The organism is Exiguobacterium sp. s11 (assembly GCF_018619015.1).
GTDB classification, from domain to species: Bacteria; Bacillota; Bacilli; order Exiguobacteriales; family Exiguobacteriaceae; genus Exiguobacterium_A; species Exiguobacterium_A indicum.
This window is the reverse complement of record NZ_JACSNF010000002.1, coordinates 38,828-61,327: the sequence shown is the minus strand read 5'-3', so window position 1 is coordinate 61,327 and position 22,500 is coordinate 38,828. Positions and strand designations below refer to the sequence as shown.

21 protein-coding genes are annotated in these 22,500 nt (G+C 45.2%); 5 read left to right on the top strand and 16 right to left on the bottom strand.

Annotated elements, in window-relative coordinates:
* Positions 1-5 precede the first annotated feature (5 nt).
* The 10 genes from KNQ12_RS08005 to KNQ12_RS07960 form a co-directional block, all read right to left on the bottom strand.
* A complete protein-coding gene (locus KNQ12_RS08005) occupies positions 6-161 on the bottom strand; it encodes a hypothetical protein (RefSeq protein ID WP_174316041.1) in 156 nt (51 codons plus the stop codon).
* Positions 162-257: 96 nt separating this feature from the next.
* On the bottom strand, positions 258-692 hold the full coding sequence (mgsA, locus tag KNQ12_RS08000) for a methylglyoxal synthase (RefSeq protein ID WP_214747426.1): 435 nt from the start codon (positions 690-692) through the stop codon (positions 258-260).
* 66 nt (positions 693-758) lie between these two features.
* Entirely contained in the window at positions 759-2,306 is a 1,548-nt protein-coding gene (locus KNQ12_RS07995) for a fatty acid--CoA ligase family protein (protein WP_023467378.1), read from the bottom strand.
* 124 nt (positions 2,307-2,430) lie between these two features.
* Positions 2,431-3,318, bottom strand: coding sequence for an SDR family oxidoreductase (locus tag KNQ12_RS07990; protein WP_023467377.1), 888 nt, complete (start codon positions 3,316-3,318; stop codon positions 2,431-2,433).
* 50 nt (positions 3,319-3,368) lie between these two features.
* Positions 3,369-4,358, bottom strand: a complete 990-nt coding sequence (gene lplA / locus KNQ12_RS07985) for a lipoate--protein ligase (RefSeq protein WP_214747424.1) — start codon at positions 4,356-4,358, stop codon at positions 3,369-3,371.
* 39 nt (positions 4,359-4,397) lie between these two features.
* A complete protein-coding gene (locus KNQ12_RS07980) occupies positions 4,398-5,078 on the bottom strand; it encodes a DsbA family oxidoreductase (protein WP_214747422.1) in 681 nt (226 codons plus the stop codon).
* A gap of 145 nt (positions 5,079-5,223) precedes the next feature.
* The gene (locus KNQ12_RS07975; protein WP_214747420.1) at positions 5,224-6,879 is read right to left on the bottom strand and encodes a glycerol-3-phosphate dehydrogenase/oxidase; all 1,656 of its coding nucleotides are present in this window, start codon (positions 6,877-6,879) and stop codon (positions 5,224-5,226) included.
* A 134-nt stretch (positions 6,880-7,013) separates the two neighbouring features.
* Entirely contained in the window at positions 7,014-8,504 is a 1,491-nt protein-coding gene (gene glpK, locus KNQ12_RS07970) for a glycerol kinase GlpK (RefSeq protein WP_214747418.1), read from the bottom strand.
* 30 nt (positions 8,505-8,534) lie between these two features.
* Positions 8,535-9,359, bottom strand: a complete 825-nt coding sequence (locus KNQ12_RS07965; protein ID WP_023467371.1) for an MIP/aquaporin family protein — start codon at positions 9,357-9,359, stop codon at positions 8,535-8,537.
* A gap of 195 nt (positions 9,360-9,554) precedes the next feature.
* Entirely contained in the window at positions 9,555-10,118 is a 564-nt protein-coding gene (locus KNQ12_RS07960) for a glycerol-3-phosphate responsive antiterminator (RefSeq protein ID WP_023467370.1), read from the bottom strand.
* Positions 10,119-10,288: 170 nt separating this feature from the next.
* On the opposite strand from KNQ12_RS07960, the gene KNQ12_RS07955 reads away from it, so the two are divergent.
* Positions 10,289-10,930 carry a YczE/YyaS/YitT family protein gene (locus KNQ12_RS07955; RefSeq protein ID WP_023467369.1) on the top strand — a complete coding sequence of 214 codons (642 nt, stop codon included), beginning with the start codon at positions 10,289-10,291 and terminating at the stop codon, positions 10,928-10,930.
* 59 nt (positions 10,931-10,989) lie between these two features.
* Here the strand turns inward: KNQ12_RS07955 and KNQ12_RS07950 are convergent, their stop codons facing one another.
* Both KNQ12_RS07950 and KNQ12_RS07945 read right to left on the bottom strand, forming a co-directional pair.
* Positions 10,990-11,706: an ABC transporter permease gene (locus KNQ12_RS07950; RefSeq protein WP_251137742.1), complete on the bottom strand. Its 717-nt coding sequence runs from the start codon at positions 11,704-11,706 to the stop codon at positions 10,990-10,992.
* Between the two features lie 4 nt (positions 11,707-11,710).
* Positions 11,711-12,628 carry an ABC transporter ATP-binding protein gene (locus tag KNQ12_RS07945; protein ID WP_023467367.1) on the bottom strand — a complete coding sequence of 306 codons (918 nt, stop codon included), beginning with the start codon at positions 12,626-12,628 and terminating at the stop codon, positions 11,711-11,713.
* A 153-nt stretch (positions 12,629-12,781) separates the two neighbouring features.
* Here KNQ12_RS07945 and KNQ12_RS07940 point away from each other — a divergent pair, with 153 nt between their 5' ends.
* From KNQ12_RS07940 to KNQ12_RS07930, 3 genes are all read left to right on the top strand, one after another.
* Positions 12,782-13,255 carry a GNAT family N-acetyltransferase gene (locus KNQ12_RS07940; protein WP_214747416.1) on the top strand — a complete coding sequence of 158 codons (474 nt, stop codon included), beginning with the start codon at positions 12,782-12,784 and terminating at the stop codon, positions 13,253-13,255.
* Positions 13,256-13,280: 25 nt separating this feature from the next.
* Entirely contained in the window at positions 13,281-14,864 is a 1,584-nt protein-coding gene (locus KNQ12_RS07935) for a sensor domain-containing diguanylate cyclase (RefSeq protein ID WP_214747413.1), read from the top strand.
* An 88-nt stretch (positions 14,865-14,952) separates the two neighbouring features.
* On the top strand, positions 14,953-16,419 hold the full coding sequence (locus tag KNQ12_RS07930; protein WP_214747410.1) for a glycoside hydrolase family 32 protein: 1,467 nt from the start codon (positions 14,953-14,955) through the stop codon (positions 16,417-16,419).
* A 63-nt stretch (positions 16,420-16,482) separates the two neighbouring features.
* Here KNQ12_RS07930 and KNQ12_RS07925 read toward each other — a convergent pair whose 3' ends face one another.
* Positions 16,483-16,980, bottom strand: coding sequence for a GNAT family N-acetyltransferase (locus KNQ12_RS07925; protein ID WP_214747407.1), 498 nt, complete (start codon positions 16,978-16,980; stop codon positions 16,483-16,485).
* A 246-nt stretch (positions 16,981-17,226) separates the two neighbouring features.
* Between KNQ12_RS07925 and KNQ12_RS07920 the strand changes: the two genes are divergently transcribed.
* Positions 17,227-19,389, top strand: a complete 2,163-nt coding sequence (locus tag KNQ12_RS07920; protein WP_214747404.1) for an ATP-dependent helicase — start codon at positions 17,227-17,229, stop codon at positions 19,387-19,389.
* Positions 19,390-19,652: 263 nt separating this feature from the next.
* On the opposite strand, the gene mscL is transcribed toward KNQ12_RS07920, so the two are convergent.
* The 3 genes from mscL to cls all read right to left on the bottom strand — a co-directional run bounded on the left by mscL (position 19,653) and on the right by cls (position 22,466).
* Positions 19,653-20,045, bottom strand: coding sequence for a large-conductance mechanosensitive channel protein MscL (gene mscL / locus KNQ12_RS07915; RefSeq protein ID WP_023467359.1), 393 nt, complete (start codon positions 20,043-20,045; stop codon positions 19,653-19,655).
* 12 nt (positions 20,046-20,057) lie between these two features.
* Complete coding sequence (locus tag KNQ12_RS07910; RefSeq protein WP_214747401.1) at positions 20,058-20,939, bottom strand: Cof-type HAD-IIB family hydrolase; 882 nt, start codon at positions 20,937-20,939, stop codon at positions 20,058-20,060.
* A gap of 75 nt (positions 20,940-21,014) precedes the next feature.
* Positions 21,015-22,466, bottom strand: coding sequence for a cardiolipin synthase (gene cls, locus KNQ12_RS07905; RefSeq protein ID WP_214747398.1), 1,452 nt, complete (start codon positions 22,464-22,466; stop codon positions 21,015-21,017).
* Between the last annotated feature and the right edge of the window lie 34 nt (positions 22,467-22,500).

Genomic DNA, 22,500 nt, shown 5'->3' with positions numbered 1-22,500 from the left:
TTCTATTATTTGACGAGACGGAGCGCTGGATACGCTACTTGCTCGTTCTTTGAAGTCACAGGTGTTACCTGTTGACGACGTTCCATTTTTACGACGTGCGTTAAAAATCCAACGCCGCCTCCTAGCAATACCGTTACACCCGTCATTAATAGAATCTCCATTTTCTTCGCCACCTTTTCCATCGCAATTGATAATCAGTATCATCCTCAAACTGACTATATCACGCTCAAACGAAAATGAGAAGCGTTCTCATGAAATCAATCGTCTAAAAACTTTTGTTGTTCCAGTTCATGGCGTTTTCGAATGATTTCCTTCCAATCGAATTGTCCTTGTTCGAGGCCATTGATTAAAATTTCAGCAGTTCCGACATTCGTCGCAAGCGGCAAATCGTATACGTCACATAATCGAATGAGTGCCGAGACGTCCGGCTCATGCGGTTGGGCCGTCAGTGGATCCCGTAAAAAAATCACGATATCGATTTTTCCTTGTGCTACCATCGCTCCGATTTCCTGATCTCCGCCAAGCGGACCTGACTTACAGCGATGGACGTGCAGATCGGTTGCTTCCATGATCCGTTGTCCGGTTGTTCCTGTCGCATATAATGTATTTTTCTTAAAGAATGCGGCGTAAGCCCGTGTAAAGCCCATCATCTCATCCTTTTTCTCATCATGTGCAATCAAAGCGATATTCATTCGTATCCCCTCCTTCTTGTCTATGCACAGAAAAAGAACTTCAGAAACCTGAAGTTCTTGAGACACTCATGAATTCGTCGGTTGTTTCTTCAACACGGTCCGTAAAATCTTCCCGGTCGTATTACGAGGTAATTGATCGATGAACTCAATCTGTGTCGGACATTTATATTTCGCGAGTGATGTAGCACAGAACGCCTGCGTTTCCTCTTCCGTCATCGTCTCACGAGCAACAACGAATGCTTTGACAGCTTCGCCCATCTCCTCATCCGGTATGCCGATGACGGCGGCTTCAATGACGTTCGGATGCTGATAGAGGACTTCTTCGACTTCACGCGGGTAGACGTTGTACCCACCGACGATGATCATATCTTTTTTGCGATCGACGATATAGAAATACCCGTCTTCATCTCGACGAGCCAAATCACCCGTATATAACCAGCCATCGCGTAACGTCGCTTGCGACTCTTCCGGCATCTTGTAATAACCGGTCATGACGTTTGGTCCCCGAACGATCAATTCTCCGACTTGACCATCTGGTAATTCTTGTCCGAGTTCATCGACGACTTTGTTTTCGACATCGACGATCGATGTTCCAATCGAGCCTGGTTTTTGAACACCATTGACCGGATTGAAACAAGTGACGGGTGATGCTTCCGATAAACCATATCCTTCGAGGATATGACATTGGAATGTTCGATCAAATGCTTCAAGGAGCGGCACTGGAAGACTCGCTCCTCCTGAGACGAACAAACGTGTTGATTCAAAATAGGTCGCATATTCCGGATGAGCCTTCACGGTTTGAAGTAAGAAATTATACATCGTCGGTACACCCGCAAAAATCGTCACCTGTTCTTTTTTCGCTAACTCAAACGTCTCTTGTGGTGAAAAACGTGAAGCAATGATGATTGACGCTCCATGTGCGAGTGACGCATTGACGACGACCGTCAAACAAAAGACATGGAACATCGGTAATACGGCAAGTGTCCGGTCGTTACTGGATACATGTAGATAATCCCCAATCGAGCGCGCATTCGACGTCAGATTACGGTGGGATAACATCGCACCTTTTGGTTTTCCTGTCGTTCCACTCGTATAGAGAATGACAGCGATGTCGTCCAGTTCATTCGTCACTTCGGTCAAGGGATGTTCGATTTCGAGCCAGCGATCGAGCGTGATGAACGTCACTTGTTGATGTGTTTCGTTTGGTCCTTCTTGATCCGCGTAAGGAACAGAGACGACAATCTTAAGATTCGGTAAATGCACGAGACGATCTTTTGCAGCTTCGACGAGCGGTGCAATCCCTAAAATCCCCTTCACATCACCGTTCATCAGGATATACCCGATTTCATCCGGTGTGTATGTAGGGTTGATCGGAATCGCGATTGCCCCTTGTTTCATGATGGCGTAATATGCCACTAGGAATGCTGGGCTATTCCCTAAAATCAGCGCGACATGATCGCCTTTTCGGATCCCGTTCGCTTCAAGCGCACCGGCTGCCCGGTGAAACTTCTCGACAAACTCACGATAGCTGACTTGCGTGTCCTCAAACACATACGCCGTTGAATCCGGATGTGTTCGAGCAGTTTCTTCGACGGATTGAATCAATCCAAGCATGAGCAAAATTCCCCTTTCGAATGAATGACTATTCATTTTTTACGTAAAAAAAATCCATACGTAGTCAAAAGCGACCGTATGGATAGTGTAACACTTTTTGGAAACGTTTTCACAGAGTTTCTTTTTAACCGTTGACGATGACGCCACCGTTTAAGTGAAGGACTTGTCCTGTCATATAACTTGAATCGTTACACGCGAGGAAAACATATGCTGATGCCATCTCAGCCGGCTGCCCTGGGCGATCCATCGGTGTATTTTTCCCGAATGTCTTGACTGATTCATGCGGGAACGTTTCCGTGATGAGCGGCGTCCAGATCGGACCCGGTGCGACAGCATTGACACGAATGCCTTCCTTCGCTAAGTTCATCGAAAGACTTCGTGTGAAGCTGACGATTGCACCCTTCGTCGCAGAATAGTCAATCAAAAGCGCGTTTCCTTCGTATGCCGTCGACGATGTCGTATTGATGATGGCAGAACCGAGTGAAAGGTGCGGGAGCGCGGCACGGGCAAGACGCATCATTCCGAAGATATTCGTCTTGAACGTCTTTTCCATCGACTCGTCTGTGATGTCCTTCAGACTATCTTCTGGTTTTTGCATACTCGCATTGTTGACGATGATATCTAAGCGACCGAAACGATCGATTGTTTTTTGGACGAGTGTTTCACAGTAATCTGCATCTCCGATATCCCCTTTAGAAAGTAGGACTTCGCCGCCTAATTCCTCAAGTCGTGCTTTTGTTTCTTCCGCTCCTTCTTGATCACCGTAGAAGGCGATGACGACTTTTGCTCCTTCACGGACATAAGCAATTGAGACAGCACGCCCGATTCCAGAGTTGCCGCCCGTGACGATCGCGACTTTTCCTTCTAATTTTCCTGCTGCCTTATAATCATCACGCTCATAATATGGTAACGGCTGTTCATCCTCCGTTTTTGGTAATCCTTCTGAAATCCGTTCAAAATCAATAAAGTCCGTCAACGAACCTTCTAAAAAATTATCTTTATTATAGCCCATGAAAAAAACTCCCCCTATACAGTTGATAGAAGGAGTTTTCCCATAAAGACTTACGCTAAAACGTCTAGCACTTCATCTAGTTCGACAGCGCCGAAGTATTTTTTCAATTCGTACCGACCGAGCACTTCGCGAAGAGACGCGCGATCATAGCGTGAACCTTCGAGCGCCCGCGCAATTTCTTCTGCATCCTTGACACCAAAGAAGTCGCCATAAATCTTCGCTTCTTCAATGATGCCTTTTTTGACGTTCAGCCGGAAATCAATCGTACCGATCGGGAAGCGTTTTTTATGAATGACATCAAATTTCGGCGATTTTCCGAAATTCCACTCCCAGTTGCCATAACGTTCTGCTGAGATGGCACGTACTTTATCCCAGTCCTCTTCGGTTAAGATATACCGTTCAATCTCTTTTCCTTCATAGATCGAAGCAAGGAGATGATCGACGAATTGTTCCATCGTCAACGGTTCTGACAGGAATTCCGAGATATTCGCGACACGACTTCGGACCGATTTAATGCCTTTAGAGCGCATCTTTTCTTCACTGACGACAAGCGCATTGACGACTTCTTCGATGTTCGAATCAAGCATCAGCGTACCGTGACTAAACATTCGTCCTTTCGTCGTGAACTGGGCATTCCCACTGATTTTCCGACTTCCGACATGAATATCGTTTCGTCCGGATAGCTCCGCTTCGACACCGAGTTTATGCAGCGCTTGTACGACTGGCTCCGTGAACTTTTTATAGTTGTTGAACGAATCACCGTCATCTTTTGTCAAGAAACTGAAGTTCAAGTTTCCTTCGTCATGATACACAGCGCCACCACCTGAAAGACGACGGACGACGTGGATCCCGTTTTCCTCGACATACTTCAAATTGACTTCTTCGTTCGTGTTCTGGTTTTTTCCGACGATGATCGATGGACCGTTGATATAAAACAAGAAATAGTCTTCTTCATTGACGTTCAGGTTGTTCAAGATGAATTCTTCGACAGCGAGATTGATTCGCGCATCGCGAATCTCAGGATGGAAGATGAATTTCATAAGGGTTTCGTGCTCCTTTGTGATGGAATCATAATGTGATCAGTTACAGCCGTCAACACCACACGCGTCACCTTCAGCGATGACTTCAAGTGTTTGTTCTTGGCGGATCTTCGCGAAGACTTGTTCGAATGCTTCCACTGGTTGTGCGCCTGAAATCGCATATTTCCGGTCGAAGACGAAGAACGGTACACCACGAACTCCGAGTTGTTGTGCCATCGCTTCTTCTTCTCGAACATCTGTCGCCAGTTCTTCTGACGCAAGAAACGCTGTGACGTCTGCTTCAGCAAGTCCAGCATCTACTGCGATCCGTGTCAGAATGGCTGGGTCATTCAAATCTTCTCCATTCATGAAATACGCTGTGAACAAGGCTTCTGATACTGCATTCATCTTACCATGTTTTTTAGCGAATTGAGTCAGACGATGAGCCTCGAATGTATTGGCTGGGATGACACGATCCATCTCGTAGTGCAAGCCTTCCTGACGTGCCGTATCAACGACACCTTGCGACATATTCCGTGCTTGCTCGAGAGTCGTTCCATATTTTGACGCAAGAATTTCGTATAAGCCTTGTGTCGGTACTGCTGGTGCATCTGGATCGAGTTCAAAGCTTTTGAATTCGACCTCGACATCTAACTTTTCGTTCGCAATCGCTTGTTCTAAGCGACGCTTCCCAATATAACAAAACGGACATGCGTAATCCGACCATACTTCTACTTTCATCTGTGTTCTCTCCTTTTGTGCAGTTTCATACATTAAGCATAGTCGCCTCTAGACAGAGTTGCAATCTTTCCGCCCGCGCCAATACGAATATGCAAAAAAGGAATCAAGATCATATTGATCTTGATTCCTTGATGAGTTAGAGAGCTTATTCTGTCACGAGTGCATGTGCTGCATCTTCGATTTCGATATCGAGTTCTTTCGTGTAAGCAGCTGTTTGTTCTGCTGTCCAGTTCAAGACAGATTTCATTTCTTCGATGACGGCATCTTTGTGCGCACGAGCCCAAGCGATGTCGAAGAAGACAGCACCTGTACGGCGGATGAAGAAGTCGATTGGACGAGCGACCATTTCATGTTCGATGCTGTAGTGGAGTTGTGCATAGACAGAACGTGGAAGAGCTGTCGTTGCTGCATCGAATGCTGCTGCATATTCCAGTACTTTCGGTAAGTTCGAACCGTAGCGTTTTGCTAGGAATTGAACTTCTTCTGTCGTTAGACCGTTCGTTGCTGTTTGAGCTTTTAGGAATTCAGCAAATCCTTTTGCTCCGCCGACGTGTCCACCAGACATTGGCATGTTTTTCGTCGAACAACGCGCATACGCGACGTTCTCTTCTTTTTTCAAAAGTTTAGCGACGAGATCAACGACGTGCTCACCCATTTTACGGTATCCAGTCAATTTCCCACCCGCAATCGTGATGAGACCTGACTCAGACTGCCATACTTCATCTTTACGAGAGATTTCAGAAGGGTCTTTTCCTTCTTCATAAATCAATGGACGTACACCAGCCCAGCTTGATTCAACGTCTTCTGCTGTCACTTTAACCTCTGGGAACATATAGTGAATCGCGTCTAAGACGTAGTCTTGGTCTTCGACTGTGAACTTCGGATGTGCAGTATCTTTATCGAAGAACGTATCTGTCGTACCAACGTATGCTTTTCCATCACGTGGAATCGCGAAGATCATCCGACCGTCTGGTGTATCGAAATAGACCGCTTGTTTAAGTGGGAATTTCGATTGATCGATGACGACGTGGACACCTTTTGTCAAACGAAGTTGTTTCCCGACTTTAGAGCCATCTTTTTCACGTAATTCATCAACCCATGGACCTGTCGCGTTGACGACTTTTTTCGCACGAATTTCATGTACGTCACCTGTCAAGAGGTCTGTCACACGCATGCCGACGACTTTTCCAGCATCGTAGATGATTTCTTCCGCTTTTGTATAGTTGACGACGCGTGCACCGTGTTCAACCGCTTCTTTCATGACTTCGATTGTTAGACGGGCGTCATCTGTACGGTACTCAACGTAATAACCGCCACCTTTGAGACCTTGTTGTTTGACGAGTGGTTCTTTCGCTAATGTTTCTTTCGCAGATAACATCGTACGCCATTCCGAACGTTTAACACCTGCTAAGAAGTCATAAACACGAAGACCGATTGACGTACTGAACGGTCCGAACGTACCGCCTTTGTGCATCGGAAGCAACATCCACTCTGGTGTCGTGACGTGTGGTCCGTTTTCGTAAACGATCGCACGTTCTTTACCGACTTCCGCGACCATTTGAACTTCGAATTGTTTTAAATAACGTAGACCACCATGGACTAATTTCGTTGAACGACTAGACGTACCGGACGCGAAATCCTGCATTTCGACGAGGCCAATCTTCATACCGCGTGACGCTGCATCGAGGGCAATCCCCGCACCTGTGATACCGCCACCTACGACGAGTAGATCGAGTTCTTCACGTGTTAATCGATTATAGACATCTGCACGGTTTTTGCTTGAGAATGGTTGGTTAGCCATGAATAGTTCCTCCTGTTTAGGTTCGAAAAAAAAAGAGACCACAACAAACACGCTGACTATGTCAACTGCTGCTGTGGTCTCTCCATATTCTCCGACCGATTTATTAACTTGACCTTACTATAACATACGTCACATCATTTGAACAACATAGTAGCTTGAACAGCTTTTTGCCATCCACCGTAGAGCGCATCCGTCTCTTCTTTTGCCATGCTCGGCTCGAAGCGACGTTCTTTTTTCCATTGCGTCGCAATTTGTTCACGGTTCTCAAAGAATCCAACAGCAAGACCTGCGAGGTACGCTGCACCTAATGCCGTCGTTTCATTGATTTCCGGACGCTCAACTGGTGCTTGGATGATATCACCTTGGAACTGCATCAAGAAGTCGTTTTTAACTGCTCCACCATCAACACGGAGCGTTTTCATCTCGATGCCTGAATCTTGCTCCATCGCAGATAGGACGTCGCGTGTCTGATAAGCGAGTGATTCAAGTGTCGCGCGGATGAAGTGTTCTTTTTCCGTACCACGTGTCAAACCGAAGACGGCACCACGAACGTCTGAATCCCAGTAAGGTGTACCAAGACCAACGAATGCTGGTACGACGTAGACACCGTCTGAAGACGTGACGCGTGTTGCGTATCCTTCTGATTCTTTGGCATCATCAATGAGACGTAATCCGTCACGTAACCATTGAATCGCAGATCCTGCGACGAAGATACTTCCTTCTAAAGCATACTCCACTTTTCCATCGACGCCCCACGCGATCGTCGTCAGCAATCCGTGATCTGATTTAACAGCCTCTTCCCCTGTGTTCATCAACATGAAGCAGCCTGTACCGTATGTGTTCTTCGCCATTCCTGTATCAAAACACGCTTGACCAAACAATGCGGCTTGCTGATCGCCCGCTGCTCCAGCAATCGGAACTGATTCTCCGAAGAAGTGATACCCTGCTGTCTCTGCGTACACTTCAGAAGATGGTCGTACTTCTGGAAGCATCGCTTTCGGGACATCTAAGATGTCGAGTAACTCGTCATCCCATTTTAATTCATGAATGTTATACATCAACGTACGACTTGCATTCGAATAGTCGGTCACATGTGCTTTTCCGCCGGATAATTTCCAGATGAGCCACGTATCGATCGTACCGAACAATAGTTCACCACGTTCAGCACGTTCCCGTGCTCCTTCGACATGATCTAAAATCCATTTGACTTTCGTACCAGAGAAATAAGCGTCAATCAATAGACCTGTCTTCTCACGGAAGAGCTCGGCATGACCGGCTGCTCGAAGCGCTTCACAGATTTCAGCCGTTTGTCTCGATTGCCACACGACTGCATTGTGAATCGGTTTCCCTGTTTTTTTTTCCCAGACGACAGCTGTTTCACGTTGGTTCGTGATTCCAATACCAGCAATCTGCGACGGCTTTACGTTCGCCTCCGTCAGACAAGTCGCCACGACAGCAAGGACACTTCCCCAAATCTCGTTTGCGTTGTGTTCGACCCAACCTGGTTTCGGAAAATACTGCGTGAATTCCTGTTGTGCTGAATGGACGATCTCGCCGGCACGATTAAACAGGATCGCACGTGTACTCGTCGTTCCCTGATCCAATGACAAAATGTAGTTCTCCATCTCTTCCCCATCCTTTTGTATCTAAATAAGTTAAGCTGACTTTGACTCCACTGACGTTGTTTTGTTCGGACGAACACCGAATCTATAGCATAAGCCTAATATGACGATTGTCACAAGTCCTACAATCCAAAAAGCCGGTGTATCTTTCCCTGTGAAGACCGAACGATAAAACAATCCGCCAAGACTTCCACCGAGAACTGGTCCGAGAACCGGAATCCAAGAGTATCCCCAGTTCGATGATCCTTTTCCATGAATCGGTAGGATGAAGTGGGCGATACGTGGACCAAGGTCCCGCGCCGGATTCATCGCATATCCTGTCGTTCCTCCGAATGACATACCGAGGCTGACGATCAAGAAACCGACGATCAATGGATTTAGACCATCTGAGAACTTATTTGCTCCGATTGATAACAACCCAATGACAAGCAAGAATGTCGCGATCATTTCACTCATTAGATTGGCAAATGTATGTGGAATCGCTGGTGACGTCGCAAAGACGCCGAGTTTCGTTGCTGGGTCTTTCGTCTCCGCCCAGTGTGGTAAGTAATGGACGAAAACAAGACTTGCACCAAGTATCCCGCCGGCAATTTGAGCGACGATATAGCCTGGTACGTCTGCCCATGCAAATGAACCGTCAAAGGCTAAACCAAGCGTTACTGCTGGGTTAAGGTGTGCTCCACTGAATTGACCGACGGCATACGCTGCAATCGCCACGGCAAAACCCCATGCAAACGTGATGACAATCCAACCTGCATCCTTCGCAAACGATTTCGTCAAACTAACGCCTGCACCAACACCGTTCCCAAGCGCGACAAGCAAAGCTGTGCCTAAAAATTCCGCTAAAATGGGTGACATATGTGTTCCTCCTTTTGGTTATGTGAAAAAAGCAACATAAAAAGGAGATCCACGTCAGTTCATACTTGAATGTTCTTCAAGCAGGACTCACACGTGAATCTCCCTTTTCTCCGTCACTTTGTATCAACTTGATATCACTATAACAATCAGTGAAAACGCTGTCAAATAATCCGAATGATTTTCCTCACAATCAACTTAAGAACGTGGTTCAAAATGACGCCACAAGTCCTTATTCGATGTAGTGATACTTGAGGCACCTGCTTCAATCGCTTGTTCCACTTCCTCGACCGTATCGATGAGTCCACCGGCGAATACGAGACGCCCTGTCTTTTCTTTCACTTCTTGAATATACTTTGGCATTAACCCTGGTAACACTTCGATGTAATCAGGTTGCGTCCGTTCCATGAGTTGATAACTTTTTTCGAGTGAACTGGAATCAAGTAAGAACATGCGTTGCATCGTCTTGACCTTTTTTTGACGTGCTTTCAAGATGACGCTCGCCTTCGTCGAAATGACACCATACGGCTTCAATTCTTGGCAGACGTATTCTGTGGCATATTCATCATTTTTTAACCCTTGAACGAGATCCATGTGCAAAAACATTTTTTTGTCGTAACGATGCGCCATCTCATAGACCGCTTTTAAACGCGATACATGCATTTCGAGTAAGACCCCATATTCATATGGACTCTTCAGCATCTTTTCAAAGTCTTCTAATTTTCTAACGGAAGGCAGGATCTTCTGTCCAAAATATGTCATATGTTCTCCCCCTGATTCGTAATGTGTCCTAAGTATGTCGTGAAACATAAGGAATAGGCAATGCTCTTTTCATGAAAATAAGTGAAAAGAGCGCTACGATTAGGGTATAGCTTAACGAAACGATTTCTTTTCAGGAGGTGAACGCGCAGTCCTACCGTCTGTGCACGTCAATGAGTCAGCAAAAACGGATTGTCATCTATTTATTCTCTATTTTAATTAACGCCTTAGGAAACAGCTTCATGGTGACCGCCTCGATCGGGAGTGCACCTTGGACATCAGCGAGTGAAGCCGTTGCGGCCATCTCCCCTTTAACTGTCGGACTAGCGATCATCGTCTTACATGTGCTCGCTTTGATTGCGGCACTCTCTCTTGGGAGTCGATTTAGTTGGTGGACGATCGTCCTCAGTTTCGCACTCGTCGTCCTGTTCGGCGCTGCGATTGATTTCTTCTTATCGATCCATCAATTGATTTATACACCACAGGGACTTTGGATGCGCGTTGTGTACATGTTGATCGGCATGCCATTGATTTCACTTGGACTCGCTCTCTATCTACAAATCGGATTCGTATTGATGCCACCGGATTACTTGATGAAGTCACTGATCAGTCGCTTTAAAAGTACCTCGCTCGGGGCAACGATCAGCCTCGGCATTCCTTTTTTGATTGCTTGTCTCTTTTCACTGATTGAACGCGAACTGATCGGCATCGGAGTCGGAACTTTCATTTTTCTCTTATTGAACGGTCCACTGATCGAATGGTTTCAGCGATTGTTCCCGATTACAGCACGTCCACCTAAACGGACAAGTTCTTGAATACTGTAAAAGAGCTGCTATTGATAGACAAATTCATCTATCAATAGCAGCTCTTTCATTTACGTATATGATTTTCTTTGGAAGACAAGAATCGATGCACCTAACAAGACGATGATATGAGCCAATACGAACAAGGCGGAGAACGTCAAAGTTGTTCCCATCGCTTCACTCGTACCATAGGTCATAGAATCCTTGAAATACATTGACCAGTCTAAATGCATGAATACGATCCACTTAGCGATTGCTGGTTTGAAACCAACCAGTAAGTTACCCGCAATGCTCGTAAAGAACTGTGCTAGTACGGTGAAGCCGATAATCATTCCAACAGAACGGAACAACAATGAGAAGAATAACGTCATGAATATTGTAAAAATCGGACTGACAACTTCGACGATCGTATCGCGGAACAGAATTGGATCTCCTGCCTCTGAAAACGCAAATGAGCCTGCGTAGACGATCGCAGCGATGAACACGAATTGGAACAACATGATCAAGATCGAAAAGATAAGTTTCGAGAAATAAATCGTCATTCGGGAATACGGACTCATTAATAAGTGTTTCATCGTGTCATAACGTACTTCATTCCCGATGGCTTCTGCCGTGAAGACAATCGTGATGATTCCTAATAGAGATGTCAGTAAAAGGAACGTTGATGAATAATAATCATAACGTGTGAACTCAAAATCATTCGTCTTTGCAACGATGATAATACCAACTGCAATAACGACATATAGTGCTAAAACGATTTTCGCTTTTTTAGTCGTCCACCATTTCATCCATTCATTTTGTATGAGCGAAAGCATGTGAATCCCCCTCTTTTTTCGTTACTTGCAGGAATTGTTCCTCAAGCGTCAAACGTTTAACGGTCAGTTCATGTAAATCGGCAATCGGCACGACGAGTCGAGCGATAGCTGGACATTCACTTTCCGGTGCGGTGATAATGATTTTATTCTCGAGTACTTCTGATGGGTAGTTCGCGACGCGAAGGGCATCGAGTACCTCTGTCATCGCTTCTGCATTGACACGAAGAGCGATTTTCGCTCCAGTTTCATTACGAACGGACTCGACCGACTTGATGACACCCTGATCGATGATCGCATAACGATCACTGATTTGTTCCATCTCACTCAACATATGGCTTGAAATTAAAATCGCGATATCTTGCTCACGCGCCATTTGGCGTAAATATTCACGAAGCTCTGCAATTCCGGATGGATCCAGACCATTCGTCGGTTCATCTAAAATCAAGACGCGCGGGTTATGTAGCAAGGCACGAGCAATTCCGAGTCGTTGCTTCATTCCGAGTGAGTACTCTCCGACTTTTTTTGAAAGCTTTCCTTCAAGACCAACGAGTCGTGCTAGTGCATCATAATCCACTTGACCGAGTCCCGGAATGAGATTTTTTGCATGAACTAAGTTTTGTTTTCCTGTCAGATAAGGATAAAACGCTGGATTTTCAACGATTGCTCCGATTTGCGTCAGCGCTTTCGAACGCTCTTCTACGACATCAAATCCATTGACTGTGACTTTCCCTGCATCCTGCTCGAGTAGTCCCGTGATGATCCGAATCGTCGTCGTCTTCCCTGCTCCATTCGGTCCGAGGAAGCCGAACACTTCTCCTGGGGATACCTCAAAACTGACGTCTTTTAAAATTTGCTCTTTTCCGAGACGCTTTGAGATATTTTCAATCTTTAACATCTGCTCTTCCTCCTCATTCATATTTTGTCTATGCTATTAGTGTACGTGATTTTAAAGGATAAGTTTCATTTCTTACAAATATGTAATCTGATTCCAATTAAAAAGGCGTAACAACAGAAATTTTATATTAAAAATAAAGAATGGAGTCGCTAGATGATTCGCTTTGAACAAGTAACACATGATCACTTTCCGATCATCCAATCGTTGTACGCGAGCGTTCCTGCATATGCGCTCTTAGAAGAACGAGTGCTTCCGCTCTCTGATTCGACCTTACAGGAAGAGTTTTTAAATCCCGATACCGTATCGCTGATTGGGTATGTAGACGGAGAACCCGTCTTACTGATTGATTACCTACCGAAGCATCCAAAAGACGGTACACCTTGGATCGGTCTATTTTTACTGGATGCTTCTCAGCACGGTACGGGAACTAGCAGTCGGTTACTATCTGCTTTTTGTGATCAGTTTCTAAGTCAGGAACCTCACATTCATCTCGCGGTCTTACCCGATAATTTAAGAGCCCGTCGTTTTTGGGAAAAACACGAATTTCGATATGTACGAACGAGTATCTCGAACCGCGAACAACAGGTAGACGTCTACGTGTATGATGTAAGTAAAAAAAAAAAATGAAAACGCATGAATGGAGTATCGCACAATGTTCAGACTCTCACTTCGCTTTGATGTTTTGTTAGCGGGATTGATTTCCCTGCTATTTTTTAGCATGACGCTCGGATTAACTTTTTTCATTAGTCAACATGCCACAAACCGACTCCAATCGGAAGTCGGGATGAGTCTGTCAACGACTGCTCACCAACTGTCTGATAAGCTTGATCATTACATGTGGTCACGTTATGCCGAAGTAAAATTGCTGGGTTCTTTATCGACGATTCAACAAACAGAACAAAAAGCAGAAACACGGCAGACACTCGAAGAGTTACAACGACAGATTCCTGACTTTTCTTGGATTGGTCGCTTAGATGCGAAAGGCAAAGTCGTTGCGTCAACGAATCAGATTCTTGAAGGAACATCGATCAAGGAACGCCCCGTCTTCCAACAAGCCTTATCACAACCATTCATCGGGGATGTCCATGAAGCTGTTCTACTCGCAAAATTATTGCCAAACCCAAGCGGTGAACCGTTACAATTCGTCGATATTAGTACACCTTTGTACGATAAGGGGCGATTTTCTGGTGTCCTTGCGACACATCTCAGCTTCGAATGGGCAAAAGCGATCGAACAAAGTTTTCAGAGCGCCACGTCCTCTCTCCAACAAGTCGATGTCTTCATCATTAGTCAAGATCGAAAGACGATTTTGCTTGGACCGAACGGATGGAGCGGTAAAACATTACCTGATAGCGTAACGCTGACTTCGAATGCTTCTGCGACCGCTTCTTGGCAAGGGAAAGAATTCGTCTCTGGTCAAAGTACAAGCCGAGGTTACAAGGATTACGATGGATTAGGTTGGACGGTTCTCGTGCGTCAACCGACTTCGATTGCCTTCGCTGATGCCGACGCTTTACGTCAAACGATTTTTATCGCCGGATTGATTGCCTCTTTCATCACAGCCTTACTCGGATGGATGTTAGCGAAGTTATTGACACGACCATTATTAAAAATCACGCATGCCGCACAGCAAATGCAGGATGATCCTTCAAAATCACTCCCGAATCATCGTGGAATCCGAGAAATCGAGACACTGACGGATGCCTTACAACGACTGATTCATCGCTTGCTACATACCGAACAAGAGAAATTAACGTTTGAACGCTTGTCACAACGCGATAGCCTGACGGGTCTCGCGAACCGCAACGGTCTCGCTCAATACATTGAACAATTGCCTGCAGAAACGCATTCTATCTATCTTTGCCTTGATTTAGACGGCTTTAAAGCAGTCAATGATACGTATGGTCACGCGCTAGGTGATCTCCTGCTGATCGAGGTCAGTCAACGTCTCGAACAGTTGCTTCCACCTGGTGGATTCGTAGCTCGTCTGGGCGGCGATGAGTTCATCATCGTCTTGACGACTCAATCCTTAACAGAAGCACGATACTTAGGTGAACAATGGATCGCTCACGTCTCGATGCCGTATCACTTAGAAGAACAAACCGTCCACATCGGTATGAGTATCGGAGTCGCCGAACAGGTGACAGGAGAATCACTCGAACAAGTCATGCATCGCGCTGATTTAGCGCTCTATCGTTCGAAGCAAAATGGCAGAGGATGTATGTCCGTTCATTGACCATTCAGGACGGAGGATTGACAAGCGCAGCTCTCCTCCGTAAGGTGAACGAGAGAAGCGTATAATTTTTCAACGAGGAGCTGTCAACATGAATCAATGGACACGTGAAGCACGATACCGTCCCCTCTCGGATGTCGATCCGAGCGTCTACCAAGCGATGAAGGAAGAAGTTCGAACATCTCCTTGGCGATTTTCTTACCATATTCAACCTCCGACCGGACTTTTGAATGATCCGAACGGCTTCGTCTATCATGACGGTCTCTATCATTTGTTTTATCAATGGTTTCCACTCGGACCCGTACACGGGCTGAAGTACTGGTATCACATGACATCAAAAGATCTTGTACATTGGTTCGATGAAGGAGCTGCCTTGATCCCAAATAACGATCCTGATTCACACGGTGCTTATTCCGGTAGTGGCTTCATTAAAGATGATCAAGTGCACATCATGTACACCGGTAATAAACGGGATGCGGATTGGAATCGCCATACGAGCCAAATCGTCGGTCATCTCCGCTCGGATGGACGAATCGAAAAACATTTACCACCTGCTATTCCAAACGTTCCTGAAGGATATACGGAACATTTCCGTGATCCGAAAGTCTTCCAAGATGCATCGGGCATTTGGTACTGCATCATTGGTGCACAGCGTAGTGACTTGACGGGTTGTACTGTCATCTATCAGTCTCAAGATGCAGAGCACTGGACATTCCTCGGTGAGTTACAGACGAATTACTCGACATTCGGTTATATGTGGGAATGTCCTGATTATTTCGAGCTGGATGGAAAAGGGATCCTCCTCTTTAGCCCTCAAGGGATTGAACCAGATGGTCCGAACTATCAAAATATTTTCCAGTCCGGTTATTTCATCGGCGAACCGTTAGCTTTACCCGACTTAACATTCACACACGAATCGTTCCAAGAACTCGATTTCGGATTTGACTTCTACGCGCCACAAACAACTGAGGCGGCAGATGGTCGACGGATTCTTGTTGGTTGGATGGGGTTACCGGATATCAGTTATCCTTCTGACATCTATAACTGGGCACATGCTTTAACATTGCCTCGTGAATTAACGATCGAACAGGGACAACTTCGTCAACGACCTGTCAATGAACTGACACAGCTACGAAAAGAGACGCTGTTTGACGAAACGATTCTTTTCGAACAAGACGTGACAATTGCGGAAGCCGAGATTTTCGAGCTCGTGATGACAGACTTGAAACTGTCGTCGGACTCGTTCCGCTTCTCGATTCGTCAAGACGCCACAGAAGAAACCGTATTCCATTACGATGCTGTATCACGTCAATTTACGATCGATCGAAGCCGATCAGGTGCAGAAGTACCTGCCGAATCATTCGGCACTTCGCGATCGACGATTCTTGCGAAGGACTTGCATACATTACGTCTGTTCGTGGATCGTTCTTCGTTTGAACTTTTTCTAAATGACGGAGAAGCCGTTGCATCTGGACGGATTTTCCCGAAAACATCCAGTCGAGGTATTGTCTTCTCTGGTGAAGCAGGTGCGCATTTATCACTCTACGATTTATCTTAAATAAAAAAGCATTTTCCTGAATAGAATCAGGAAAATGCTTTTTTGCTTCAATGCTTCAATGCTTCAATGCTTCAATCGTGATTCTTTTTCTAGATCAAATGCAAGGATGTGCTGCTCCCCAATTGGACCCATGACGGACTGTAACGTATCAACGTATCCCGTTTTGAAATACAGTGATTTTGCAGCAATATTCTTTTTATTGACCGCTAGTGTGATCGCTGTGACTTCTGGAAAATGATGATGCACGAACTCTGGCAACTGCATCATTGCCTCTTTCGCATATCCTTGGTGCTGATGGCGTGCATCAATGGAAAAGGCACGTAATAGGACACTTTGTTCATGTGTTCGATGTGTTTTAGGGGGATTAAGATGAAGAATAAAAAATCCGACGACTAAATCGTCTTTTTTGATGACAACCGGGAATTTTTCTGGATGGGCAACCGCATCTGTGACGACATCCGTCGGAAAAGAAGTAAACTGGACTTGTTCTTCCGGAAGAATGAACGCATCACATTGTTCATAATGTTCATTCGTATACATGTGTAATTTCACTACAGACATTCTCATTCCGCCTTCCCTCTTTGTACAGGACAAGAGAGTACTCTCTTACATCTATTCCCATTTTAATATTTTTGTATCCATTTGCCTAGTCTTTTAGGGTACTCGTCTTACATAACATCCAATAGGCTCTTGTCTCTTTATTCCACGGTTCTTCTTTCCGTAATCCAATCCTGACACTAAAAATGATACACTAGGGAAAGTTCGATTATTGGACGAGAAATAAATACGCTCGAGGTGAACTGTATCATGCATGAAGATTTTTTCGAACAGATGGAGCGATTGACCGGCATTCAACTGAATCCTGTCCAACAACAGGCAATCGAACATGACCATGGTCCGTTGCTGTTACTCGCCTCACCCGGCTCTGGAAAAACAACGACGCTTAATTTTAAGATTGCCTATTTGATTTTACAAAAAAAGATCGAACCACATCGTATTTTAGGGCTGACCTTCAGTAAGGCAGCAGCTCGCGAGATGGCGGATCGTTTTTATCATCTATTTCACGAATTAATTGGAACGACAGCGGCATTCTCGACGATTCATAGCTTTGCTTTTCAAGTCGTTCGGGATCATACATCCCAGCAACGTCTCTCCTATACGATCATTGAGGGACCAATGGATCAACAACATCCGAATGCGCCACATAAACGCATGTTACTCCGGCGTATTTTCCAGGAAATTAATCGGAGTGTCATTACCGACGACCAGATGGATGAGTTATTACGAATGATTTCCTTCGTCAAGAACCGTCTTCTTTCTTTAAAGGAAATCAAGGCAGTACCGACGACGATCAAACATTTCCCTGATATCTATGTCGCGTATGAACAATTCAAGTCGCGTGATCCCTTACATCCGTTACTCGACTTTGATGATATGTTGACGTATGCGAATACGATTTTGGAGCAAGACCGTCGTCTGTTGCAACATTATCAGCGTCGCTTTGACTATATCCTAACGGATGAGAGCCAGGATACGTCACTCGTTCAACATCAATTGGTCGAAAAGTTAGCCTTACCGCATAACCGACTTTGTGTCGTTGCAGACGATGATCAGACGCTATACAGCTGGCGTGGCGCGGACGCTTCTAAAATTTTGCACTTCAAAGATACGTATCCGAGTGCGACGATTCTTTACATGGAACAAAATTATCGTTCGTCTCAAGACATCGTATCCGTCGCAAACCAATTCATTCAGCGCAATAAAGCACGTTATCCGAAACAGATGTTCACGGAGAACGCTGCTGTTCGTCCGATTATCTTAGAGACGTTACCAACTTACGAGGATCAGACCCGCTATCTGTTGAATCAACTACGGACAGAGACGAATTACCGCGAAGTAGCCATCTTATATCGCAACAATGCCTCATCAATCAATGTGATGAATGCTTTGGATCAAGCAAATATTCCGTTTTATATTAAGGATGTCGATCATAAATTCTTCAGTCATTGGATTTTGAAGGATATCTTAAACTTCATGACATTCGCACAAGATCCGACAGATATCGATGTGCTAGCAACTATTCATACGAAATTCGCCGGGTATATCTCAAAAGCGCAACTTTCTCAATTGCAACAGTTCGGTACGGGTGAATCTGTATTTGATCTACTCATAAACAAAATCGAGATGAAGTTTTATCAAAAGAAACAACTTCAACAAATGAAGCGCACGTTCGCTTCCATCCAAACCGTTCGACCCTCTGCTGCCCTCTCTCTGATTCGTCATGAACTGGGTTACGAAAAGAATTTGCGGAAAATGAGTGAGAGTCTCGGTTTTAGTCTCGATCACCTGCTTGAAACATTGAATACGATTGATAACATCGCAAGTGATGTACCAACGCTACTCGCTTTTCGTGAACGGATCACGCATCTCGAACAATTGATGCGTGATGCGAAACAAAATAAAAATCAAAATGCGGTCACCCTTTCGACCTTTCACAGTGCGAAGGGACTTGAATTCGATCGCGTCTTCATGATTGATCTCGTTGCTGGTATTCTTCCATCAGCTGATACGATCAAGGCGTACAAGAATGGACAACTCGATGATATGGAAGAAGCTGCACGTTTGTTTTACGTCGGCATGACACGAGCGCGACACGAACTACATCTTCTGTCCTATCGTTTTAAATCGAAATCATTTGATGTCTCGCCATTCGTCGAAGACGTTCATCGCCTCGTCACGCCTGATGCTGCAAAACGAAAAGTAGAGCGCAAGCGAACTGCTGTTACAGCGCGAGCTAGCGTTCTTCCTCTACCGATCACTGAGAACATGCGTGTCTCGCATACAGCATTTGGTCCTGGAACCGTCTTGCACCTGGTTGACGATGTGCTAGAAATTTCATTTGATCAAGGAATGAAAAAACAGCTTTCGTTACAAGTCTGCTCTGAAAATGCATTACTCGAAATTTTATGATTCAGAATGGACCTGACTCAAAAAAAAAGAATGACGCGTCTTTTCACGCCCTTTCCTCAGGCGAGACACAAGCCAGTTTTTCTGCTTCATTCAAGCAGGAAAGCGGGTCTTGTTTGTCTCTGACAGCGCATAATGCGCTTTTTCCTGTAGGAGTGGCGTGTGACGCGTCATTCTTTTTTTTACGAGATAAAGGTGGCAGATTTTTATTCTGCCACCTTTATCTTTGTAGAGGCTGACTTTTGAGTCAGCCTTTGTTGTATCCGTTAATTTTTCGTCGATGACTCATTTTGATGAATCAAGGCATCTCTGATTTCTGTCAATAATTTTTCTTCTGTCGTTGGTACCGCTTCTTCTTCGACGACTTCTTCCTTCTTCCGGAATGAAGTGATTCCTTTGACAAAGATAAACAGTGCAAAGGCGATCAACAAGAACTCGATACTCGCTTGAAGAAATTGACCGTACTGCAACTCTGCATTTCCGACCATGACCGATAATCCTTTGACATCAATGCCCCCGATGATGATACCGATCAGTGGCATAAAGACGCTGTCGACGAGGGATTTGATGATCCCACTAAACGCAGCACCCAGAATAACCCCGACCGCTAAATCGATCACATTGCCTCGAAAAGCAAACTCCTTAAATGCCTTAAACATGAAACGTCCCCCTTACCAAGCACGGGACGCCAGTTGCTGAATCGCATATCCGACGCCGTGCTCATCGTTTATTTTCGTCACATGATGCGCAATCGCTTTTGCTTCATCATGACCATTCCCCATCGCGATCGCCTTTCCAGCAACCTTAAACATGGGAAGATCGTTCAGATTATCACCGATGACAGCGACTTGTTCGATCGGCACACCAAGGTGGTCCGCGAGGATTTTAACTGCCGTTCCTTTATCGGCACCGACTGCCATGACTTCGATGTTATCGTGTCCTGACGACGTGACATAGACACCCTCGACTTTCTGCTCGATTTCCTGCCAGATTGTTTTCATCAATTCTTGATCAAATGAGAACGAAATGAACTTGAATACTTTTCCCGCTTGATTACGAATGTATGACCGGAATCCATCAATCATCTTGACGTCTTCGTGGACATAATAGCGATCGTGGAAGAAATCAAGCACTTGTTTTGCCCGATCACTTTCTTCACTTAATTCTTTTAACGAATCGTAGGCTGCATCAATCGTCGCTCCTTGCGCTGTCACGAGTCCTTGATCACAGAACATCTCGAAGAAGACTTCGTACTGGCTAATGATGCCGTAAATTTGCTGTGCTTGTTCTGTCGTCAGAGTCGTCGCACTCAACTCTTCTCCATCGACGGTCATCACACGTGCCCCGTTTGAAGCAATGATTGGACAGTGGATTCCTGCGGCATCCGTCAATTCTTTAGCATTTAAGTAATTACGTCCTGTTGCAATTGCAAACTCGACACCTTGTTCGCGTGCTGCTTCAATTGCCTGAATCGTCTCCGGCTCTATTCGTTGTTTGCCCGAAAGAACGGTACCATCCATGTCTGATACGAGTAATTTGATTGGATTTGCCATCGTCTTCACTCTCCTCTTTTTCTATTTCCATACTACTATACCATTTTTCACATTTTGACTGGTCGTAAACACGGTTTACAAAATCGGTGACAACAAACGCGAAATACTTTCCTTGAATTTGATCATTCTTGAACGCGCAACATACGACTCGACCGTCATGAGCTTTGATACCTCACAATCGGCTAAGAAGAGCCGTTCTAGTTCAATCGCTACTGCCTGGTCATAGACGATTGTATTCATTTCGAAGTTTAAACGAAAACTTCGCGCATCGATATTCGTTGTTCCGACCGAAGCAATTTCTCCATCGACGACGATTGTCTTCGCATGCAAAAATCCAGGTTCATACGTGTAGATTTTAGCTCCGTAAGATAGCAGTTCCCCTACAGCAGCAGTCGTTGCCCAGTAAACGAATGGATGGTCCGGTTTGTTCGGAATCATGATGCGTACTTCCACTCCGGATAAGAGGGCTGCCTTACATGCATCTAAATAACTCGTGTCGGGAATGAAATAAGGCGATTGGATATAAATCGTCCGTTTTGCTTCGTTGATCATTTTAATCAAGGCAAGCTTCAAATACTCTGAACGAGAATCCGGACCCGATGTGACGATTTGCATCGGTAATATATCCTGAATCCTATGCGTTCCATAGTAAAACAAAGATTTTTCCGTATAGACGTCACTTGCTTGGTTCCAGTCGAGAATAAAGCGATCGAGTTGATCGTGAACGACGTCACCTTCCAAGCGAAAATGTGTATCCCGCCAGTAGCCGAACTTTTCATCGATACCGAGATATTCCGTACCAACGTTGAACCCACCAATGTAGCCGATTCGACCGTCGATGATACAGGATTTACGGTGATTGCGGTTGTTCAATCGAAAATTAACGAATCCAATCGTCGACGGGAAAAAGGCAAACACTTCTCCCCCGTGTGCGAGTAAATCCTTGAAATCCGTCCGTTTGAGACTACGTGATCCGACAGCATCATACAATAGACGGACTTTGATCCCACGACGGGCACAATCGGTCAATGTATCGATCAACGCTAACCCGAGGCGATCTTTCTGAATGATGTAATATTGGATATTCACTTCATGCTCAGCCTGGCGGATATCTTGAATCATCCGATTGAACTTCTGCTCGCCATCCGAAAGAATCTGTAGTTGATTCGAGAGACTGAGTAACGAACCGTTCGACATCAGGTTCATCCGAATCATATCCCGGTGTTTTTGAATCATCGGGTGCCGTCCCATCGTTACAAGTTCTTTTTTCTGTAAGGCGATCCGTCTATCCTGTTCAAGTTGTTCTTCATCCGTGACACGATAAAAATTCGTTTTTTTCAACAGTCTTCCGAAAAACAGATAGACGAGAAACCCAACTAGCGGAACGAAATACAAGATGAATACCCATGCCCACGTCGCACCAATATCGCGTCGCTCGAGAAAAATAACCGTCAGGACAGCCAAGATATTCATGATAAGCAATCCGTAGACGATGATGATCGTGAACGTACTCCATACTTCCACCATACGATTCCCTCCCGCTTCAACGGTATTCTTCGAT